A 16,211-nucleotide genomic window follows, 5' to 3' on the forward strand; every position below is an offset into this window, starting at 1 on the left:
TTCTGGCCCGGTTTTTCGAACTGCTCCAAATCCCCTCTTCAAAATGCTAAATAAAAAAATGCGATCGCAGATAACGATTTTTCTTGCCATTTGAAAATTCTCCGCCAAATATGCGGCGTGCGCACCGGCAGGGGGGAAGTGTCTGCAGGGGCCGCGTTTAAAGCCAACATAACGCTGGGAGTACGTTATGCGTTTTGCGACCGATACTGGTGGCACTTTTACCGATCTGGTGATCGAGCGGGACGGGAGGTTGCATCTCTTCAAGTCTCCGACCGTGCCGAGCAACCCTGTTGAAGGTGTCCTCGGCGCCTTTTCGGTTGCGGCGGAAGCCTTTGGGATGGAGCGGCAGGCCTTGCTGGCTCAGGGACATCAATTCATCCACGGCACCACGCATGCGATCAATGCCATCATCACCAAGCGGGTCGCCAAGACGGCGCTCCTGGTGACCAAGGGGCATCCCGACATCTTGCTCTTGCGAGAGGGTGGTCGTGAAAAGCCTTTCGATCATTCGGTGCGCTATCCGCGCGCCTTCATTCCGAGGGCGCTGACGCACGAAATTCCAGGTCGCATCATCGCCTCCGGCACCGAGATCGACGCACTGGATGAGGCGGCGGTTCTTGCCACCATTGAGCGGCTGAAGGCCGACGGGGTTGAGGCTGTAGCCGTGTGCCTCTTGTGGTCGGTGGTCAATCCAGCCCACGAGTTGCGGGTGGCCGAGCTCCTGGAAGAGCACCTGCCGGGCGTGCCTTTCACCCTGTCGCACCGGCTCAATCCGTCGCTACGCGAATATCGCCGCGCCATCGCCACGTCCATCGATGCTTCGCTGAAGCCGCTGATGGACCGCTATATCGGCGGTCTCACCGGCGCCATGCGGGAGGCCGGCTTCAACGGCCAGGTGCTGGTGCTGACCTCGCAAGGCAGCATGGTGGATGCTGATGAAATCCGTCGTTCGCCCATTTTGGCGCTCAATTCCGGCCCCTCGATGGCTCCCATTGCCGGCAGCTACGTCGCGGAGGCAGAGTCCGAGCTCCAGGACGCCATCATCTTCGATACGGGCGGCACCACCTTCGACGTGTCGCTGGTGCGTGGCGGCCGCGTGCCCTTCACCCACGAGACCTGGCTAGGGCGGCCCTATCAGAGCGACCTCACCGGTTTCCCCTCCATCGACGTCAAGAGCGTCGGCGCCGGCGGCGGCAGCATTGCCTGGGTCGATGACGGCGGTGTCCTGCATGTCGGCCCGCAGAGCGCCGGCTCCGTGCCCGGCCCGGCCTGCTACGGTGCAGGCGGCGAAGAGCCGACCGTCACCGATGCCACGCTGGTGCTCGGATACATCGACCCCGACTTCTTCCTGGGCGGCCGCATCCGGCTCGACATAGAGAAGTCCCGTAGGGTCATCACCGAAAAGGTGGCAAAGCCGCTTGGCCTGACCATGGAGGAGGCGGCCTCGGCCATGCTCGACGTGTGGACGGAAAACATGGTGCAGGCGATTGCCGACATCACCGTCAACCAGGGCATCGATCCCTCGGCGGCCAGCATCATCGGCGGTGGCGGCGCGGCTGGTCTCAATGCCGTGGCGATCGCCACCCGCATGGGCTGCCCGGAACTCATCATTCCGGAAGTCGGCGCAGGGCTTTCCGCCGCCGGCGCGGTGGTGTCCGAGGTCGGACGCAGCTTCCGCCGCCTTTTCGTCACCAATACCCAGAACTTCGATCATGCCGGCGTGGAAGCCAAGCTGGCGGAGCTTTCACGGGAGGCCGCAGATTTTGCGGCGCAGGCAGGGGTGTCCGGTGAAGACACCCGCATCGATTTCTTCGTGGAGGCCCGCTACGCCCACCAGGTCTGGGAAATTGACGTTGCCATCGATCCCGAGACGTTGCGCGGTGAAGGCGCGGTGGAGGCTCTGCGGCAGGCCTTCCACCAGGAGCACGAACGCATCTTCGCCTTCCGCGACGCGGACTCAATGGTCGAGGCGATCGCCTGGCGCGCCCAGGTAAGCTGCAGGGCGGCGGAGACCACCAATCTGCGGATCGCTGCCACGGCGGAGGAGACGGCCATCAGCCGCAAGCGGCAGGCTTATTTTGCCGGCCTCGGCTGGTCGCAGGTGCCGGTGCACGGGTTCTCGACGCTGCCGGAAGGGGAGGAACTGGCCGGTCCGGCGATCGTGGAATCGCGCTTCACCTCGGTGGTGATCAATCCCGGCGCCGCCTTCAAGCGAAGTGTTGACGGCAATCTCGTGATCCGCCCGCAAGCCGCGCAAGCGCAGGTGGAACCGCTTCTGAGGAGGGCAGTGTAATGAGGGAACCGGTGTTGAACGGCGCCGAAATGGCGATCCTTATCAATCGCTTCGAGGGGATCGCGCGCAAGATGACCAATACGCTCTACCGCACCGGGCGGTCGGGCGTCCTTAACCGGGCAAGGGACTTTTCCTGCTGCATCGTCACCGCCGATTGCGATTTGCTGGCGACTGCCGACAGCCTGCCCATCCACGTGCTGGTCGGCCCCGACATGATGGCGCGCACGATGAAGGAATTTCACCCGCACCTGAAGCGCGGCGATGCGTTCCTGCACAATTCGCCCTATCACGGCAGTTCGCACGCCGCCGACCACGTGCTTCTGATCCCGGTGGTCGACGACGACGGCGTCCATCGCTTCACGGTGCTGACCAAGGCACACCAGGCCGACTGCGGCAACTCGCTGCCCACCACCTACATGGGCACCGCCGTGGACGTCTATAACGAAGGCGCCCTGATCTTCCCGGCCGTCCGGGTGCAGGAGGACTACAAGACCAACGAAGACATCGTGCGCATGTGCGAGATGCGCATCCGCGTGCCGGAGCAGTGGAAGGGCGACTTCCTCGCCATGATCGGCTCCGCCCGGATCGGCGAGCGCGAACTGCTCGACCTCGGGCAGGAGATCGGCTGGGACAGGCTTTCCGCATTCTGCGGCCAGTGGTTCGACTACAGTGAGCAGCGCATGGCCGCTCGCCTGGCCACGCTGCCGGCCGGTCGCACCTCCGCCGCCAGCACGCACGACCCCATTCCGGGTACGCCGGCGGAAGGCGTGCGCATCACAGCCTCCGTGCATTCCATGCCGGAAGAGGGCAGGCTGGAAGTGGATCTGCGCGACAATATCGACGCGCTTCCCTGCGGGCTCAACCTCAGCGAGGCCTGCGCCAGATCGGCGGTCCTGATCGCCGTGTTCAACAGCATTGGCGGCGACATTCCCCGCAATGCCGGCAGTTTCCGCCGCATCGACATACTGCTGCGCGAAAACGCCATCGCGGGGATTCCGCGCCACCCGACGAGTTGTTCGGTGTCCACCACAAACGTCGCCGACCGGGTGACGCATTCGGTGTCGCTCAGCATCGCCCAACTCGGCGAAGGTTTCGGCACGGCCGAATTCGGTGCCTTTCTGCCGCCGTCCTCGGCCGTGGTCTCCGGCATCGACCCACGCACCAAGGAACGCTTCGTCAACCAGATCTTCCTCGGCTGCACGACGGGTGGAGGTACGCCGCACGAGGATTGCTGGCTGACCTATCTGCATGTCGGCAATGGCGGAATGTGCTTCATCGACAGTGTCGAACTGGATGAGCTCTACCAGCCGATCATCGTCTACGACCGCCGCATCCTCTCCGACACCGAGGGTGCGGGACGGCATCTGGGGGCTCCGAGCCTCCAGGTCGAGTTCGGTCCGAATGGCTGTGAAATCGATGTCTCCTATGTCAGCGACGGTCGGCTCAACCCGCCGCGCGGCGTACATGGCGGCGGCACCGGGGGAGGTTCCGATCAATTCCGCCGTCGTGTCGACGGCAGCACGGAGCAGCTCGAAGCGGCCGCGACGGTCCGGCTGGCGGAAGGCGAAAGCATCATCTCCGTCTGCTGCGGGGGCGGTGGCTACGGCAGGCCGTCGGAGCGCGATCCGGTTCGGGTCCTGCAGGACGTCAGGGATGGCTGGGTTTCCGCCGACCGGGCGCGTGATGTCTACAAGGTGGTCTTCGACAGCGCCGGGGAGGTTGACGCTGCAAAGACCGGAGAAGCCAGAAGAACTGCTGCATAAGCCATAATCACTAGGGAGGAAAATTATGGGCTTTTGGAAACGCATATTGTCCGTGGCGACCCTGTCGACGGTCTCGGCGCTATCGATCGGGGCCGCCCAGGCGGAGGAGGAGGTCGTGGTGGGAGCGGCCACGTCCTTCAGCGGCTGGATGGCCGCTTTCGACACCAATCCGACCCGCGCCGCGCAACTGGCCGTGGACGATATCAACGCCAATGGCGGGCTGCTTGGCAAGAAGCTGAAGCTGGTCCACCTCGACACCAAGACCGACCCCGCCGAGACCGCGCGTGCGGCGCAGGATTTGGTCAAGCAGGGCGCCAAGGCGATGATGATCGCCTGTGACTTCGACCTCGGTGCACCGGCGGCGCTGGTCGCCCAGCAGGCCGGCATCCTGGCGATCTCGAGCTGCGGGGCTGACAACAAGCTCGGCAATCTCACCGTCGGCAACAATGTCTTCACCATGGCGACCGACGCCGACGGCACCGGCCGCATCCTTGCCGACTGGGCCTATAAGCAGAAGGGCTGGCGGAAAGCCTATGTGCTTCTCGATACCTTCATCCAGTACGACAAGTCGCTTTGCGCCGGCTTCGTCGAGCGCTGGAAGGAGTTGGCCGGCGACGACGGCCTGGTCCTGGAGGACGAGTTCAAGAATGCCGATGTTACCGTCGCATCGCAGATTTCCCGCTATCAGGCCCTGGCCGAAAAGCCGGATGCGATGATGTTGTGCAGCGTTCCACCCGGATTGGCGAGCGCCATCCGCCAGTATCGCTCGGCCGGCATCGATATTCCGATCATGGCCGGTACGGGTGGTGATTCCAGCTCGTGGTATTCCGCCGTTCCCGGTCTGTCGAACTACTACTTCCTCAACTATTCCGCCGATGCCGGCGTTACCGATCCGCGTGGCGATGCCCGCGCGTTCTTCGACCGCTACAAGGCGGCCTATGGAGAGCTGCCGAACTCCGGGCAGGGCATCACCGGCTATTCGGTGGTGCAGGGTTGGGCACGCGCGGTCGAGAAGGCCGGCAGCTTCGAGACCGATGCGGTGCGCACCGCCATGGAAAGTTTCGTCGATGAGCCGCTCGCCGGTGGCCTGACGACCTTCACCGCCGAGCGCCACAGCAGTCCCGATCGTCCGATGCTCATAATGTCCACCACCGATGGCAAGGCGGAAGCCGTTGGCTACTACGACATTCGCACCGGCTCCTTCCTCGCTTCGGAATGAGAGTGACGGGCGGGCGGCACCTGTTGCCGCCCGCCAGCCTCAACAAAGGGACTGCAGATGAGCAGAATGTTGGTGACGGACAAGGTGTCGGTTCACTTCGACGGCCTCCGTGCGCTGGAGGATGTCAGCCTTGAATTGGCGCAGGGCGAGGTGCTGGGCCTGCTCGGGCCGAACGGCGCGGGCAAGACCACGCTCGTGAACGTGCTGAGCGGCTATAGCCGCCCCACCGCGGGCCGGGTGCATCTCGACAGCGCCGACGTGACGCGGCTGCGCCCGGATATATTGGCGCGGCGCGGCATCGTTCGGACCTTCCAGTCGGTCCGGCTGTTTCGCCGCCTCAGCGTGCGCGACAACGTCAAGGTGCCTGCCTTCGCCCGCCACAGGGGAGGGGTCGCCGGACAGGACGCCGCCCAGCGGGCGCTGGAATTCGTCGGCATTGCGGGCGTCGCGGACCGGCAGGCGGGAACGCTGCCCTATACGCAGGAACGCATGGTCGGGATTGCCCGGGCGCTGGCCATGGAACCGCGCTTTTTGCTGTTGGACGAGCCGGCGGCAGGCATGAACGACGAGGAGGGCGCGCAACTGGTGCAGCTCATCAGGCGCATTCCCGGCGAATACGGATGCGGCGTCCTGCTGATCGAGCACAACATGCCGGTGGTCATGGCGGTGTGCGAGCGGCTGCACGTCCTTCGCGGCGGGCGCACCCTGGCGGTGGGCTCGCGCGAGGAGATCCGCACCAACCGCGAAGTCATCGATTCTTACCTGGGGGCGCATTGAGATGCTTCTGGAAGTCAATAATCTCTGCGTCGAGTACAACAAGATCCCAGCCGTCCGAAATCTCAGCTTCCACATCAATGAAGGCGAGATCGTCTGTTTCGTGGGGCCGAACGGCGCCGGCAAGTCCACGACCGCGCTGACGGTTGCCGGAATCCTGCGTCCGAGCTCGGGCACGGTGGCATTCGCCGGCAAGCCGGTCACCCGGATGCCCGCCGAGAAGATCGCGGCGCTGGGCGTCAGCCTCGTGCCCGAAGGCCGCCGCATCTTCGGCCGCATGACCGTCCGCGAGAACCTGATCGTCGGGGCCAGCCTGCCGCGTGCCGCCGGCTCGCAGAAGCAGGGCCTGGAAAAGGTGCTCGACCTTTTCCCGATCCTGCGGGAGAGGCGCGACCGGCTGGCCGGGACCATGTCCGGCGGCGAGCAACAGCAACTGGCGATCGCACGCGCGATGATGACCTCTCCGCGCCTGATGATCATCGACGAGCCCTCGCTGGGCCTTGCCCCGCAATTCGTCGACCTGGTGTTCTCGACTTTCGCCACCCTGCGCAACGAAGGGGTGACATTGCTTGTGATCGAACAGAGCAGCCGGCGCGCGCTGGCATTGGCGGACCGGCTCTATCTGGTTCGTTCGGGCGGCGTAGTCATGCATGGCGAGGTTGCCGCCTTGACCGCAGATCCGGATTTCGAAGCTGCCTATTTCGGCGAGGTTGGTGCAAGATGAACTGGACCCAGCTCTTAGTGGACGCGCTCAGCCTGGGCAGCCAATACGCCCTGGTGGCGCTCGGCATCGGCCTCGTCTTCGGGGTGATGCGGATGATCAATTTCGCCCATGGCGATCTCGTCACTTTCGGCGCCTATGCGTTGGTCGTTCCCTCGGTCGCGGAAGTGGCAAGGCCCTTCATCGGCGCAATGAGCGGATGGATCATGGTACCGGCGATCCTCTTCGGTGTGGTGCTGGTAACGCTGGCGACCGAGCGGCTGGCCTTCCGCCCGTTGCGCCGGCGCTATGCCGACGGGACTAGCCTCCTGATCTCCTCCTTCGCGATCAGCTACCTGATCCAGAACGTGATCCTCTTCGTACATACCGGGCGACCGAAGTCGGTGAACATCTTCTCTGGCCTCACCAGCAACATCAATCTCGGGTCGGTCCGGCTGCCGCTGATCGACATCGTGACCATCGTCGTCACCCTGGGCACGCTGGGGGCGCTGGTGCTGTTCCTCACCTATACCCGCCCCGGGCGCGATATCCGCGCGGCCTCCGAAGACTTCACCATGGCGCGCCTGCTCGGCGTGAAGGCCGACCGGGTGATCGCCTATGCATTCGCCGCATCCGGCATCCTGGCCGGCATCGTCTCGCTGCTCTACGTGGCCAAGACCGGCGTTCTCGATTTCCGTATGGGCGTGCCTCTGGCCATTGCCGGCTTCGTCGGCACCGTCCTCGGCGGCATGGGCAGCCTCTGGGGCGCCATGCTGGGCGGCCTGACGCTCGGGGTCACGTCGACGCTGCTTCAGGCCCTGCTGCCGGCGGGCCTTCGCGATGCGCGCGATGCCTTCCTCTACACTTTCGTCGTGCTGGTGCTGCTGTTCCGGCCTGAAGGACTATTCTCCTCATCCAGAAGGCAGGAGCGGGTATGAACGATATCGTAGCACAGGCTTCCCCCATGATCCGTTCGAGCTTCGCGCCATCGCTTGCAAGACGCCTGGTGCCCGCCCTCTACCTGATCGCGCCGCTGGCGGCCCTGTGCGTCGTCGTCGTCGCGTTCGGTGGCTCCCGCCTCGAAAGCAGCCTGACGGAAGCCCTGATCTACATGGTCATCGTCGTCGGCCTGTCGATCTTCGTGGGCAACTCCGGCATCGTGTCCTTCGGCCATGTCAGCTTCGCGCTGATCGGCGCCTATGCCTCGGCATGGCAGACATGCTGCGGGCCGTTGCGCGCGATCTACATGCCGGAGCTGCCGCAGGTGCTTTCCACCGCGCAGGTGCCCTGGCCGATCGCGGCGGTCGTCGCTGCCGTCATCGCCGCGCTGGTCGCTCTGGTGCTTGGCGCCGCCCTTATGCGGCTCGCCGGAACCGCCGCCTCCATCGCGCTGCTGTCCGTGCTCTTTGTCATCAAGACCGCGTATGAGAACTGGGACGGCTGGACCGGCGGCCAGAGCGCCATCGTCGGACTGCCCACCTATGTCAATGTCTGGGTGGCGCTCGGCAGTGCGGCTGCCGCGATCGTGGTGGCGACCCTCTATCGCAAATCCTCCTTCGGACTGCGGCTTCGGGCGGTGCGCGAGGACGAGCCGGCGGCCCGTTCGGCCGGAGTCAACGCCTGGTTCCAGAAGCTCGTCGCCTTCACCCTCAGCGGCTTTGTCGCCGGTCTCGGCGGCGTTCTTTACGGCCACTATCTCGGCACCATCACGGTCAGCATGTTCTGGCTGGACATGACCTTCCTCACCCTGGCCATGCTGGTGGTGGGCGGTATCCGCAGCCTGACGGGGGCCGTCGTCGGCACGCTGTTCGTCACTCTCGTGCGTCAAGGAATCCACACCGTCGAGCGGGGTGTTCCATTCGGAGACACAATCCTGCAGGCACCCGAAGGTTCGCGCGAGATTGCTCTTGCTATAGTTCTCCTGGCAATGCTGATCTTCCGGCCGCAAGGCTTGGTTGGTGACGCCGAATTGGGGGACAAGGAATGAAAACACCGAAGAAGGTCGTGAGCTTGAAACGCATCGATTTCCAGTCGATGCAGGACAAGGTCTATGAGCAGATACGCGACGTGTTGATGCGGGGCGGTTTCGAGCCCGGCCAGAAGGTCAGTTCCCGCAAGCTGGCGGCGGTGCTCGGCACCAGCGACATGCCGGTGCGTGCCGCCCTCGGCCGGCTTCTTGCGGAGGGAGCCCTGGTGCAGAACGCCAACGGCACGTTCGCGGTGCCGCTGATCAGCCAGCGCAAGTTTCACGAGGTAATGACCCTGCGCGCCATGCTGGAAGGCGAGGCAACGAGGCAGGCCTGCGGCCATATCAACCGCGCGGGCTTTACCGAGTTGCACCGTTACTCGGCGGGGCTGGCGACCGCGATCGAGCACAACCGCATCGACGACTATCTCGACTATAACCAGCGCCTCAAATTCACCATCTATCGCCACAGCTCGTCGCAGACATTGCGCAACATGATCCAGCTCCTCTGGCTGCAGGCGGGTCCGTTCTTGCGCCATCTCAACCAGGGGCTCGAACAGATGGTGCGGGCCAATTTCCACGACGAGGCGATCGAGGCGCTCGAGAAGGGCGATAGCAGCGCGGCTGCGGCCGCCATCTCGCGCGACATATTGGCCGGCATGGCCTACCTCGAGGAGCACAGCCATTTCATGCCCGAAGAAGAGCCGGTGACCGGCGAGAAGGACGCAGGAGGCCTACACGTTGAACGAATCCGGTAAAGTGGTCGCGGTGCTGGGCTGCGGGCTGATCGGCGAAAGCTGGGCAGCACTGTTCATCAGGCATGGTCTCGACGTGCTCGCCTGGGACCCCAACCCGGCGGCGCTCGAAGGCTTCGCCGGGCGGCTCGAAAGGCCGCTGGCACAGTTGCGCGAGCTCGGGATCGGTTCCGAGCGGCACGGCAATTTGCAAGTCGCCGCAAGGCTGGAGGATGCCGTCGCGACCGCGTGCTGGATTCAGGAGAACGCGCCCGAAAACGTGCCGCTGAAACGCGAACTCTACGATCGCATCGAGGCCGTTGCCGCGTCCGATGCGGTGATCGCCAGCAGCACGTCATCGCTGACCTGGTCTGAACTAGCCGCAGACCTGCAGCACAGCGAGCGTTTTGTCACCGCCCATCCGTTCAACCCGCCGCATCTCATGCCGCTGGTGGAGATCTATGCGAGCAACGGGGCGATGGCGGAGCGGGCGCGCGACTTCTATGAGGCGCTCGGCCGGAAGACCGTGGCACTGAAGAAGGATGCGGTCGGGCATATCGCCAACCGTCTGTCCTCAGCCCTGTGGCGCGAGGCGGTCAATATCGTCGCCGAGGGCATCGCGGATGTCTCGGCCGTCGATGCCGCGCTTGTGCACGGGCCGGGGCTGCGCTGGTCCGTCATCGGCGCGCACATGGCCTATCATCTGGGCGGCGGCCCTGGCGGCATCGAACATTATCTGCGCCATCTCGGCCCCAGTCAGGAACGGCGCTGGGCTACCCTGGGCTCGCCGAGCCTCACACCGCAGGTATGCGCGCTGCTCGTCGATGGCATCGCCTCCGAAGCCGCCGGCCGGCCCATAGCCGTGCTCGAAGAGGAAAGAGACCGGGCGCTCATGCGCGCCCTGGTCGCAAGGGAAGAAACCGATGACCGTTGAACAGGGACCCACCGCTCGCATCGCGCTGATTCATGCGCTGGAGGAATCGGTGCTGCCGGCGCGTGCCGCCTTCCGGCAGCTGTGGCCCGAGGCCCTGTGCTTCGACCTGCTGGACACCTCCCTTTCGAAGGACCTGGCGTTCCGGGGCGAACTCGACGAGGCCATGATCGCGCGTTTCCATTGCCTGGCCGATTACGCCAGCAGCAGCATGGGCGAGGGGGGCTCGGCCGCCGGCCTGTTGTTCACCTGCTCGGCCTTTGCTCCGGCGATCGACTCCGTCAAGCAGCGACTTGCCATTCCGGTGCTGCGACCCAACGAGGCGGCTTTCGAAGCAGCGCTCGACCACGGCGGCCGCATCGGCCTTGTCGTCAGCTTTGAGCCCTCCCTGGCATCACTCTCGGATGAGCTTGCCGCCATGGCGCACCAGCGCGGACGCACGGTATCCATCAAGGCAACCGTCGCGGAGGGTGCGCTCGGCGCGCTGAAGCAGGGCGACGGCGAGACCCATGACCGGCTGGTCGCGGAAGCGGGAAGCCGGCTGGACAATGTCGACATCATCATTCTGGGACAGTTCTCGCTCGCGCGCGCGCAGACACGGCTGCAGCAGGCGGTAGAGGTTCCCGTTCTCACCACACCCGGCAGTGCCGTGGAGGCGCTGAAGGAGCGCGTCAGAAACACCGTCGGAATTCAACATTCGCAAAGGAAGTCCAAATGAACCGCCAACAGAATTTCACACTGGAGGAGATGGACAAGCAGAGCCTGCTCCATCCGGTCACCTCGATTGCCGACCACAACAGGAACGGTCCCACGATTTATGCCAGCGCAGCCGGCGTTCGCATGAAAGACCACAGCGGCCGCGATCTGATCGATATGGGGGCAGGGCTGTGGTGCGTGAACATCGGCTATGGCCGAGGGGAGCTGGCGGACGCCGCGTCGAATGCCATGCGCGAACTCAGCTACCAGCATCTGTTCGGTTCCGCCTCCTGCGAAGGGGCGATCCGGCTGGCGGACCGGCTATTGACGCTGTTCCGCGAGAAGGCCAATGCCAGCCATATGGCCCGTGTGTTTTTCGGCACGTCCGGCTCCGACGCCAACGACACGGCCTTCAAGCTGGTGCGCTACTATCACAACCTGCTGGGACGCCCGGAAAAGAAGAAGATCATTTCACGCATGGGGGGCTATCACGGCGTGTCCCATGCCAGCGGCAGCCTCACCGGCATTCCCGCCTATCACAAGGCTTTCGACCAGCCCGTCGAGGGCGTGCTGCACATGTCCTGCCCTCATTACTACAGCTTCTCGCTGCCGGGGGAGAGTGAGGCGGAATTCACCGATCGCATGATTGCCGAGCTGAAGGCGATGATCGAACGGGAAGGCGCCCACACGATCGGGGCCTTCATCGCCGAGCCGGTGATGGGGACGGGCGGCGTCCTGTTGCCGAGCGCCGGCTATTTCGCCCGGGTGCAGGAGGTGCTGAGAGAGCACGACATCCTCTTCATCGTGGATGAGGTCATTACCGGCTTCGGCCGTATCGGCCACTGGTTCGGGACCGGCGCCTATGATCTCAAGCCCGACATCGTGTCGCTGGCCAAGGGTATCACCAGCGCCTATTTCCCGCTTTCCGCCTCGATCATCTCCGACCGCGTCATGTCGGTGCTGGAGGAAACGTCAGCCACGACCGGCACCTTCATGCACGGTTTCACCTATTCGGGCCATCCGGTCGGCTGCGCCGTGGCGATGGCCAATCTCGACATCATCGAGAACGAGGCGATGGTGGAGAACGCCGCCGCCCTGGGGCCCTATTTGCTGGAGCGGCTGCGGGAGCGGATCGGCGACTGCCCCTATGTCGGGGACGTTCGCGGCATTGGGCTGATGGCGGGCATCGAATTCGTGGCGGACAAGGCCAGCAGGCGCCCGTTCAAGGAAGGCACCGCGCCGCATCGGCTGGTCGCCAAACGGGCTGCCGAGCAGGGCGTCCTCACGCGCGCGCTGCCCTTCATTCCGGTCAACTCGTTCTCCCCGCCGCTTTGCATCACCAAGGCTGAGATCGACGAGGCGGTCGAGCGCTATGCCGGCGCACTTGAAGAAGTCATTCCGAGCCTGAAGGCAGCCGCGGCCTGAAGCGCGGTTTCACCAGGACAAGCAAATCCGAGGAAAAGCACATGTCGAAATCCAATTTCATCGCCGGCGAATGGGTCGCCGGCGAGAACGGCAGCGTCAACCGCAATCCCAGCGACACCAACGACGTGATCGGTGAATATGCCGAGGCGGGCCGTCAGGATACCGAGCAGGCGATCGCGGCGGCTCATGCGGCATTTGCCTCCTGGTCGCGCTCCTCACCGGAACTGCGGGCCGATATCCTAGATCGCGCGGGAGCGGAGATCCTGGCGCGCAAGGACGAACTGGGACAGATCCTGTCGCGTGAGGAAGGCAAGACGCTGGTGGAAGGAACCGGCGAGGTCGTCCGGGCCGGCCGCATCTTCAAGTATTTCGCGGGCGAGGCTCTGCGCATGGGCGGAGAGCGGCTGCCCTCCGTGCGGCCGGGCATCGAGGTGGAAATCCGCCGCGAAGCCGAAGGCGTGATCGGCATCATAACGCCTTGGAACTTCCCGATCGCCATCCCCGCCTGGAAAATCGCCCCGGCTCTCGCCTATGGCAACACGGTGGTGTTCAAGCCTGCCGAAATCGTTCCCGCAAGCGCCTGGCTGCTGACCGACATACTGGTGCGTGCTGGTCTGCCCGCCGGCGTTCTCAACCTCGTCATGGGCAAGGGATCGGTGATCGGAAGTGCGATCGTCGAATCCCCGCTGGTGCGCGGCGTCAGCTTCACCGGCTCGGTGCCGACGGGACGCCGTGTGGGTATGGGCTGCATGGAGCGCGGCAAGAAGGTGCAGCTTGAAATGGGCGGCAAGAATCCGCTGATCATCGCCAATGACGCGGATCTCGAAAATGCCGTTTCGGTGGCGATCAACGGCTCCTATTTCTCGACCGGTCAACGTTGCACCGCGTCGAGTCGGCTGATTGTCGAGGCCGGCATCCATGACCGCTTCGTCAAGCGCATGGTCGAGAAGATGGCGGCGCTCAAGGTGGACCACGCGCTGAAACCCAGCACCGATATCGGGCCGGTGGTCAGCGAAAGCCAGCTTGATCAGGATATGGCCTATATCGAAATCGCGCGAGGCGAAGGGGCGGAGCTTGTGTTCGGCGGTCGGCGCCTCGAGCGTGAGACGCCCGGCTACTTCCTGGAGCCGGCGCTGTTCGTCAATTCCACCAACGACATGCGCGTCAATCGTGAGGAGGTCTTCGGGCCGGTCGCCTCCGTGATCAAGGTGGCCGACTACGAGGAAGCCGTCGCGGTGGCCAACGATACCGATTTCGGTCTTGCCTCCGGCATCTGCACGACGTCGCTGAAACTCGCTTCCGATTTCAAGCAGCGATCGGCTGCGGGCATGGTGATGGTGAACGTACCGACAGCCGGCGTGGACTATCACGTTCCCTTCGGCGGCCGGAAGGGCTCTTCGTACGGCCCGCGCGAACAGGGGGCCCACGCACGGGACTTCTACACGGTGCTGAAGACCACCTATACGCAACCCTGAGGCATTCCAGCCGGATGCGAAGCCCTCTCATCCGGAATTCTGGAATTGCCGGCCTTGAACCTCGGAACTGCTGGATAAAGCCATGGTGACAGAAAGCCCGCTCTGGACCCCCTCGTCTGCGCGTATTTCCCGCTTGCCCCTGACGGCGATTGCCGAGGCCGCGGGGCAGCGCACGGGTCTGGCTCTCGCCTCCTACGACGCGCTTCACGACTGGTCGATCGGAGAGCCGGAAGCCTTTTGGGATCTGGTATGGGACTTCTGCGGGGTGATCGGCGACAAGGGCGGTACAGTGCTTGCCGACGGCGACCGGATGCCGGGCGCCGCCTTCTTCCCCGAGGCCAGTCTCAACTATGCCGAAAATCTGCTCGGCCGTGGCTTTGAGGGCGAGGCCATCGTCTTCCGCGGCGAGGATAAGGTCGAGCGGCGGCTGAACTGGGCCGAGTTGCAGGCGCTTGTCTCGCGCCTGCAACAGCTGCTCGTCTCGCTGGGCGTTCGGGCTGGCGATCGGGTGGCAGCGATGATGCCCAACATGGTGGAGACAGTGGCGGCGATGCTGGCCACGGCGGCGTGCGGAGCGGTGTGGTCGTCCTGCTCGCCTGACTTCGGCGTGCAGGGCGTGCTGGACCGCTTCGGCCAGATCGAGCCGACCGTCTTCATCGCCGCTGACGGCTACTGGTACAATGGCAAGCCCATCGATCTGAGCGACAAGCTGGCAGCGGTGGCGGCAAGGCTGCCGAGCGTGAAGAAGGTGCTGGTGGTCGATTATCTCGGCGCCGCACGTGGCGTCGCGGCGCGGATCGCGGGAGCCGAGGCACTCGACGACGCGCTGAAGCCCTTCGCTCCCGCAAAGGTGATGTTCGAGCGGCTGCCGTTCTCGCATCCGCTGTTCATCCTGTTCTCTTCCGGCACTACCGGCATTCCCAAATGCATCGTCCATTCGGCCGGCGGTACGCTGCTTCAGCACCTGAAGGAGCACCGGCTGCATGCCGGCGTGGTCGAGGGCGATCGCTTCTTCTACTTCACCACCTGCGGCTGGATGATGTGGAACTGGCTGGTCACGGGACTGGCGTCCGGTGCGACGCTGCTGCTCTATGATGGTTCGCCCTTCCATCCCGACGGCAACGTACTGTTCGATTATGCCGAGGCGGAGCGGATGACCCATTTCGGCACGTCGGCGAAATTCATCGACTCGGTGCGCAAGGCCGGGTTGCGGCCCATCGACAGCCACGACCTGTCCAGCGTGCGCACCATCTCCTCGACCGGCTCGCCGCTGTCGCCGCAGGACTTCCGCTTCGTCCATGACGGCATCAAGCGGGACGTGCATCTGGCCTCGATCTCCGGCGGTACCGACATCGTCTCATGTTTCGTGCTGGGCGTGCCGAGCCAGCCGGTTTGGGAGGGCGAGATCCAGGGCGCGGGGCTCGGGATGGCGGTCGACGTATGGGACGATGCGGGCCGCCCGGTGTGCCGGGAAAAGGGTGAACTCGTCTGCACCCGGCCGTTCCCGTCCATGCCGGTCGGCTTCTGGAACGATGCGGATGGTGCCCGATATCGGGCCGCCTATTTCGAGCGCTTCGCCAATGTGTGGTGCCATGGCGATTTCGCCGAACGGACGGCACACGGCGGGATCATCATCCATGGCCGCTCGGATGCTACGCTCAATCCGGGCGGGGTGCGCATCGGCACGGCCGAGATCTACAATCAGGTCGAGCAGATGCCGGAAATCACCGAAGCGCTAGCCATCAGCCAGGAATTCGACGACGACGTGCGGGTAGTGCTTTTCGTGCGGCTCGCGGAAGGCGTGATGCTCGATGAAATGCTGGAAAAGACGATTCGTGCTCGCATACGCAGCGGCGCCAGCCCGCGGCATGTTCCAGCGCGCATCGTGGCAGTGGCCGACATTCCCCGCACTAAGTCGGGCAAGATCACCGAACTTGCCGTGCGCGACATCGTCCACGGACGAGCCGTCAAGAACAGAGAAGCACTCGCAAATCCGGAAGCACTCGACCTGTTCCGCGACATTCCTGCCCTGATGGAATGAACTCGACCGACCAATGGCACGGCAGCTCGATGCCCTGCGCGATTGGCGGATTTGTATTTGTAGCGTCGATTTTGGCCGCAAATGATGCGTCACGGAGGAAGCATCAGCACTCAGGGTATCGTAAAGTTAACTTCAGCGAAGCAAAAGCGTGACGCCCGCCACGTGCACTGCTCATGCGCGAGCGATCTTCGCCC

At 64.3% G+C, this 16,211-nt stretch carries 13 protein-coding genes; all 13 read left to right on the forward strand.

Annotated elements, in window-relative coordinates; all coding sequences use genetic code 11:
* The first annotated feature begins 187 nt into the window (after positions 1-187).
* Complete coding sequence (locus P7F60_RS28315) at positions 188-2,293, forward strand: hydantoinase/oxoprolinase family protein (protein WP_277920904.1); 2,106 nt, start codon at positions 188-190, stop codon at positions 2,291-2,293.
* Entirely contained in the window at positions 2,293-4,056 is a 1,764-nt protein-coding gene (locus P7F60_RS28320; RefSeq protein WP_277920905.1) for a hydantoinase B/oxoprolinase family protein, read from the forward strand. Before P7F60_RS28315 ends, P7F60_RS28320 begins: the two co-directional genes overlap by 1 nt.
* 52 nt (positions 4,057-4,108) lie before the next feature.
* Positions 4,109-5,275: an ABC transporter substrate-binding protein gene (locus tag P7F60_RS28325; protein ID WP_277920917.1), complete on the forward strand. Its 1,167-nt coding sequence runs from the start codon at positions 4,109-4,111 to the stop codon at positions 5,273-5,275.
* Between the two features lie 57 nt (positions 5,276-5,332).
* Positions 5,333-6,052, forward strand: coding sequence for an ABC transporter ATP-binding protein (locus P7F60_RS28330; RefSeq protein ID WP_277920906.1), 720 nt, complete (start codon positions 5,333-5,335; stop codon positions 6,050-6,052).
* Position 6,053: 1 nt separating this feature from the next.
* A complete protein-coding gene (locus tag P7F60_RS28335) occupies positions 6,054-6,773 on the forward strand; it encodes an ABC transporter ATP-binding protein (RefSeq protein ID WP_277920907.1) in 720 nt (239 codons plus the stop codon).
* Positions 6,770-7,687, forward strand: coding sequence for a branched-chain amino acid ABC transporter permease (locus tag P7F60_RS28340; RefSeq protein ID WP_277920908.1), 918 nt, complete (start codon positions 6,770-6,772; stop codon positions 7,685-7,687). Before P7F60_RS28335 ends, P7F60_RS28340 begins: the two co-directional genes overlap by 4 nt.
* Positions 7,684-8,736 carry a branched-chain amino acid ABC transporter permease gene (locus tag P7F60_RS28345; RefSeq protein WP_277920909.1) on the forward strand — a complete coding sequence of 351 codons (1,053 nt, stop codon included), beginning with the start codon at positions 7,684-7,686 and terminating at the stop codon, positions 8,734-8,736. The genes P7F60_RS28340 and P7F60_RS28345 overlap by 4 nt, the downstream gene beginning before the upstream one ends.
* Positions 8,733-9,473 carry a GntR family transcriptional regulator gene (locus P7F60_RS28350; RefSeq protein ID WP_277920910.1) on the forward strand — a complete coding sequence of 247 codons (741 nt, stop codon included), beginning with the start codon at positions 8,733-8,735 and terminating at the stop codon, positions 9,471-9,473. The genes P7F60_RS28345 and P7F60_RS28350 overlap by 4 nt, the downstream gene beginning before the upstream one ends.
* Positions 9,457-10,383: a 3-hydroxyacyl-CoA dehydrogenase NAD-binding domain-containing protein gene (locus tag P7F60_RS28355; protein ID WP_277920911.1), complete on the forward strand. Its 927-nt coding sequence runs from the start codon at positions 9,457-9,459 to the stop codon at positions 10,381-10,383. The genes P7F60_RS28350 and P7F60_RS28355 overlap by 17 nt, the downstream gene beginning before the upstream one ends.
* On the forward strand, positions 10,373-11,098 hold the full coding sequence (locus tag P7F60_RS28360) for an aspartate/glutamate racemase family protein (RefSeq protein WP_277920912.1): 726 nt from the start codon (positions 10,373-10,375) through the stop codon (positions 11,096-11,098). Before P7F60_RS28355 ends, P7F60_RS28360 begins: the two co-directional genes overlap by 11 nt.
* Positions 11,095-12,501 carry an aminotransferase gene (locus P7F60_RS28365; RefSeq protein ID WP_277920913.1) on the forward strand — a complete coding sequence of 469 codons (1,407 nt, stop codon included), beginning with the start codon at positions 11,095-11,097 and terminating at the stop codon, positions 12,499-12,501. The genes P7F60_RS28360 and P7F60_RS28365 overlap by 4 nt, the downstream gene beginning before the upstream one ends.
* 41 nt (positions 12,502-12,542) lie before the next feature.
* A complete protein-coding gene (locus P7F60_RS28370) occupies positions 12,543-13,976 on the forward strand; it encodes an aldehyde dehydrogenase family protein (RefSeq protein WP_277920914.1) in 1,434 nt (477 codons plus the stop codon).
* Positions 13,977-14,058: 82 nt separating this feature from the next.
* Positions 14,059-16,017 carry an acetoacetate--CoA ligase gene (locus P7F60_RS28375; protein WP_277920915.1) on the forward strand — a complete coding sequence of 653 codons (1,959 nt, stop codon included), beginning with the start codon at positions 14,059-14,061 and terminating at the stop codon, positions 16,015-16,017.
* The last annotated feature ends 194 nt before the right edge of the window (positions 16,018-16,211 follow it).

Origin of the sequence: Rhizobium sp. YJ-22, from assembly GCF_029601685.1 — a bacterium.
In the GTDB taxonomy this organism is placed as follows: Bacteria; Pseudomonadota; Alphaproteobacteria; order Rhizobiales; family Rhizobiaceae; genus Metarhizobium.

What these genes read in the sequence shown, in the direction of transcription:
- P7F60_RS28315 (WP_277920904.1), top strand. Translation starts at nt 188, where the DNA reads ATGCGTTTTGCGACCGATACTGGTGGCACTTTTACCGATCTGGTGATC.
- P7F60_RS28320 (WP_277920905.1), top strand. Translation starts at nt 2,293, where the DNA reads ATGAGGGAACCGGTGTTGAACGGCGCCGAAATGGCGATCCTTATCAAT.
- P7F60_RS28330 (WP_277920906.1), top strand. Translation starts at nt 5,333, where the DNA reads ATGAGCAGAATGTTGGTGACGGACAAGGTGTCGGTTCACTTCGACGGC.
- P7F60_RS28335 (WP_277920907.1), top strand. Translation starts at nt 6,054, where the DNA reads ATGCTTCTGGAAGTCAATAATCTCTGCGTCGAGTACAACAAGATCCCA.
- P7F60_RS28340 (WP_277920908.1), top strand. Translation starts at nt 6,770, where the DNA reads ATGAACTGGACCCAGCTCTTAGTGGACGCGCTCAGCCTGGGCAGCCAA.
- P7F60_RS28345 (WP_277920909.1), top strand. Translation starts at nt 7,684, where the DNA reads ATGAACGATATCGTAGCACAGGCTTCCCCCATGATCCGTTCGAGCTTC.
- P7F60_RS28350 (WP_277920910.1), top strand. Translation starts at nt 8,733, where the DNA reads ATGAAAACACCGAAGAAGGTCGTGAGCTTGAAACGCATCGATTTCCAG.
- P7F60_RS28360 (WP_277920912.1), top strand. Translation starts at nt 10,373, where the DNA reads ATGACCGTTGAACAGGGACCCACCGCTCGCATCGCGCTGATTCATGCG.
- P7F60_RS28365 (WP_277920913.1), top strand. Translation starts at nt 11,095, where the DNA reads ATGAACCGCCAACAGAATTTCACACTGGAGGAGATGGACAAGCAGAGC.
- P7F60_RS28370 (WP_277920914.1), top strand. Translation starts at nt 12,543, where the DNA reads ATGTCGAAATCCAATTTCATCGCCGGCGAATGGGTCGCCGGCGAGAAC.
- P7F60_RS28375 (WP_277920915.1), top strand. Translation starts at nt 14,059, where the DNA reads ATGGTGACAGAAAGCCCGCTCTGGACCCCCTCGTCTGCGCGTATTTCC.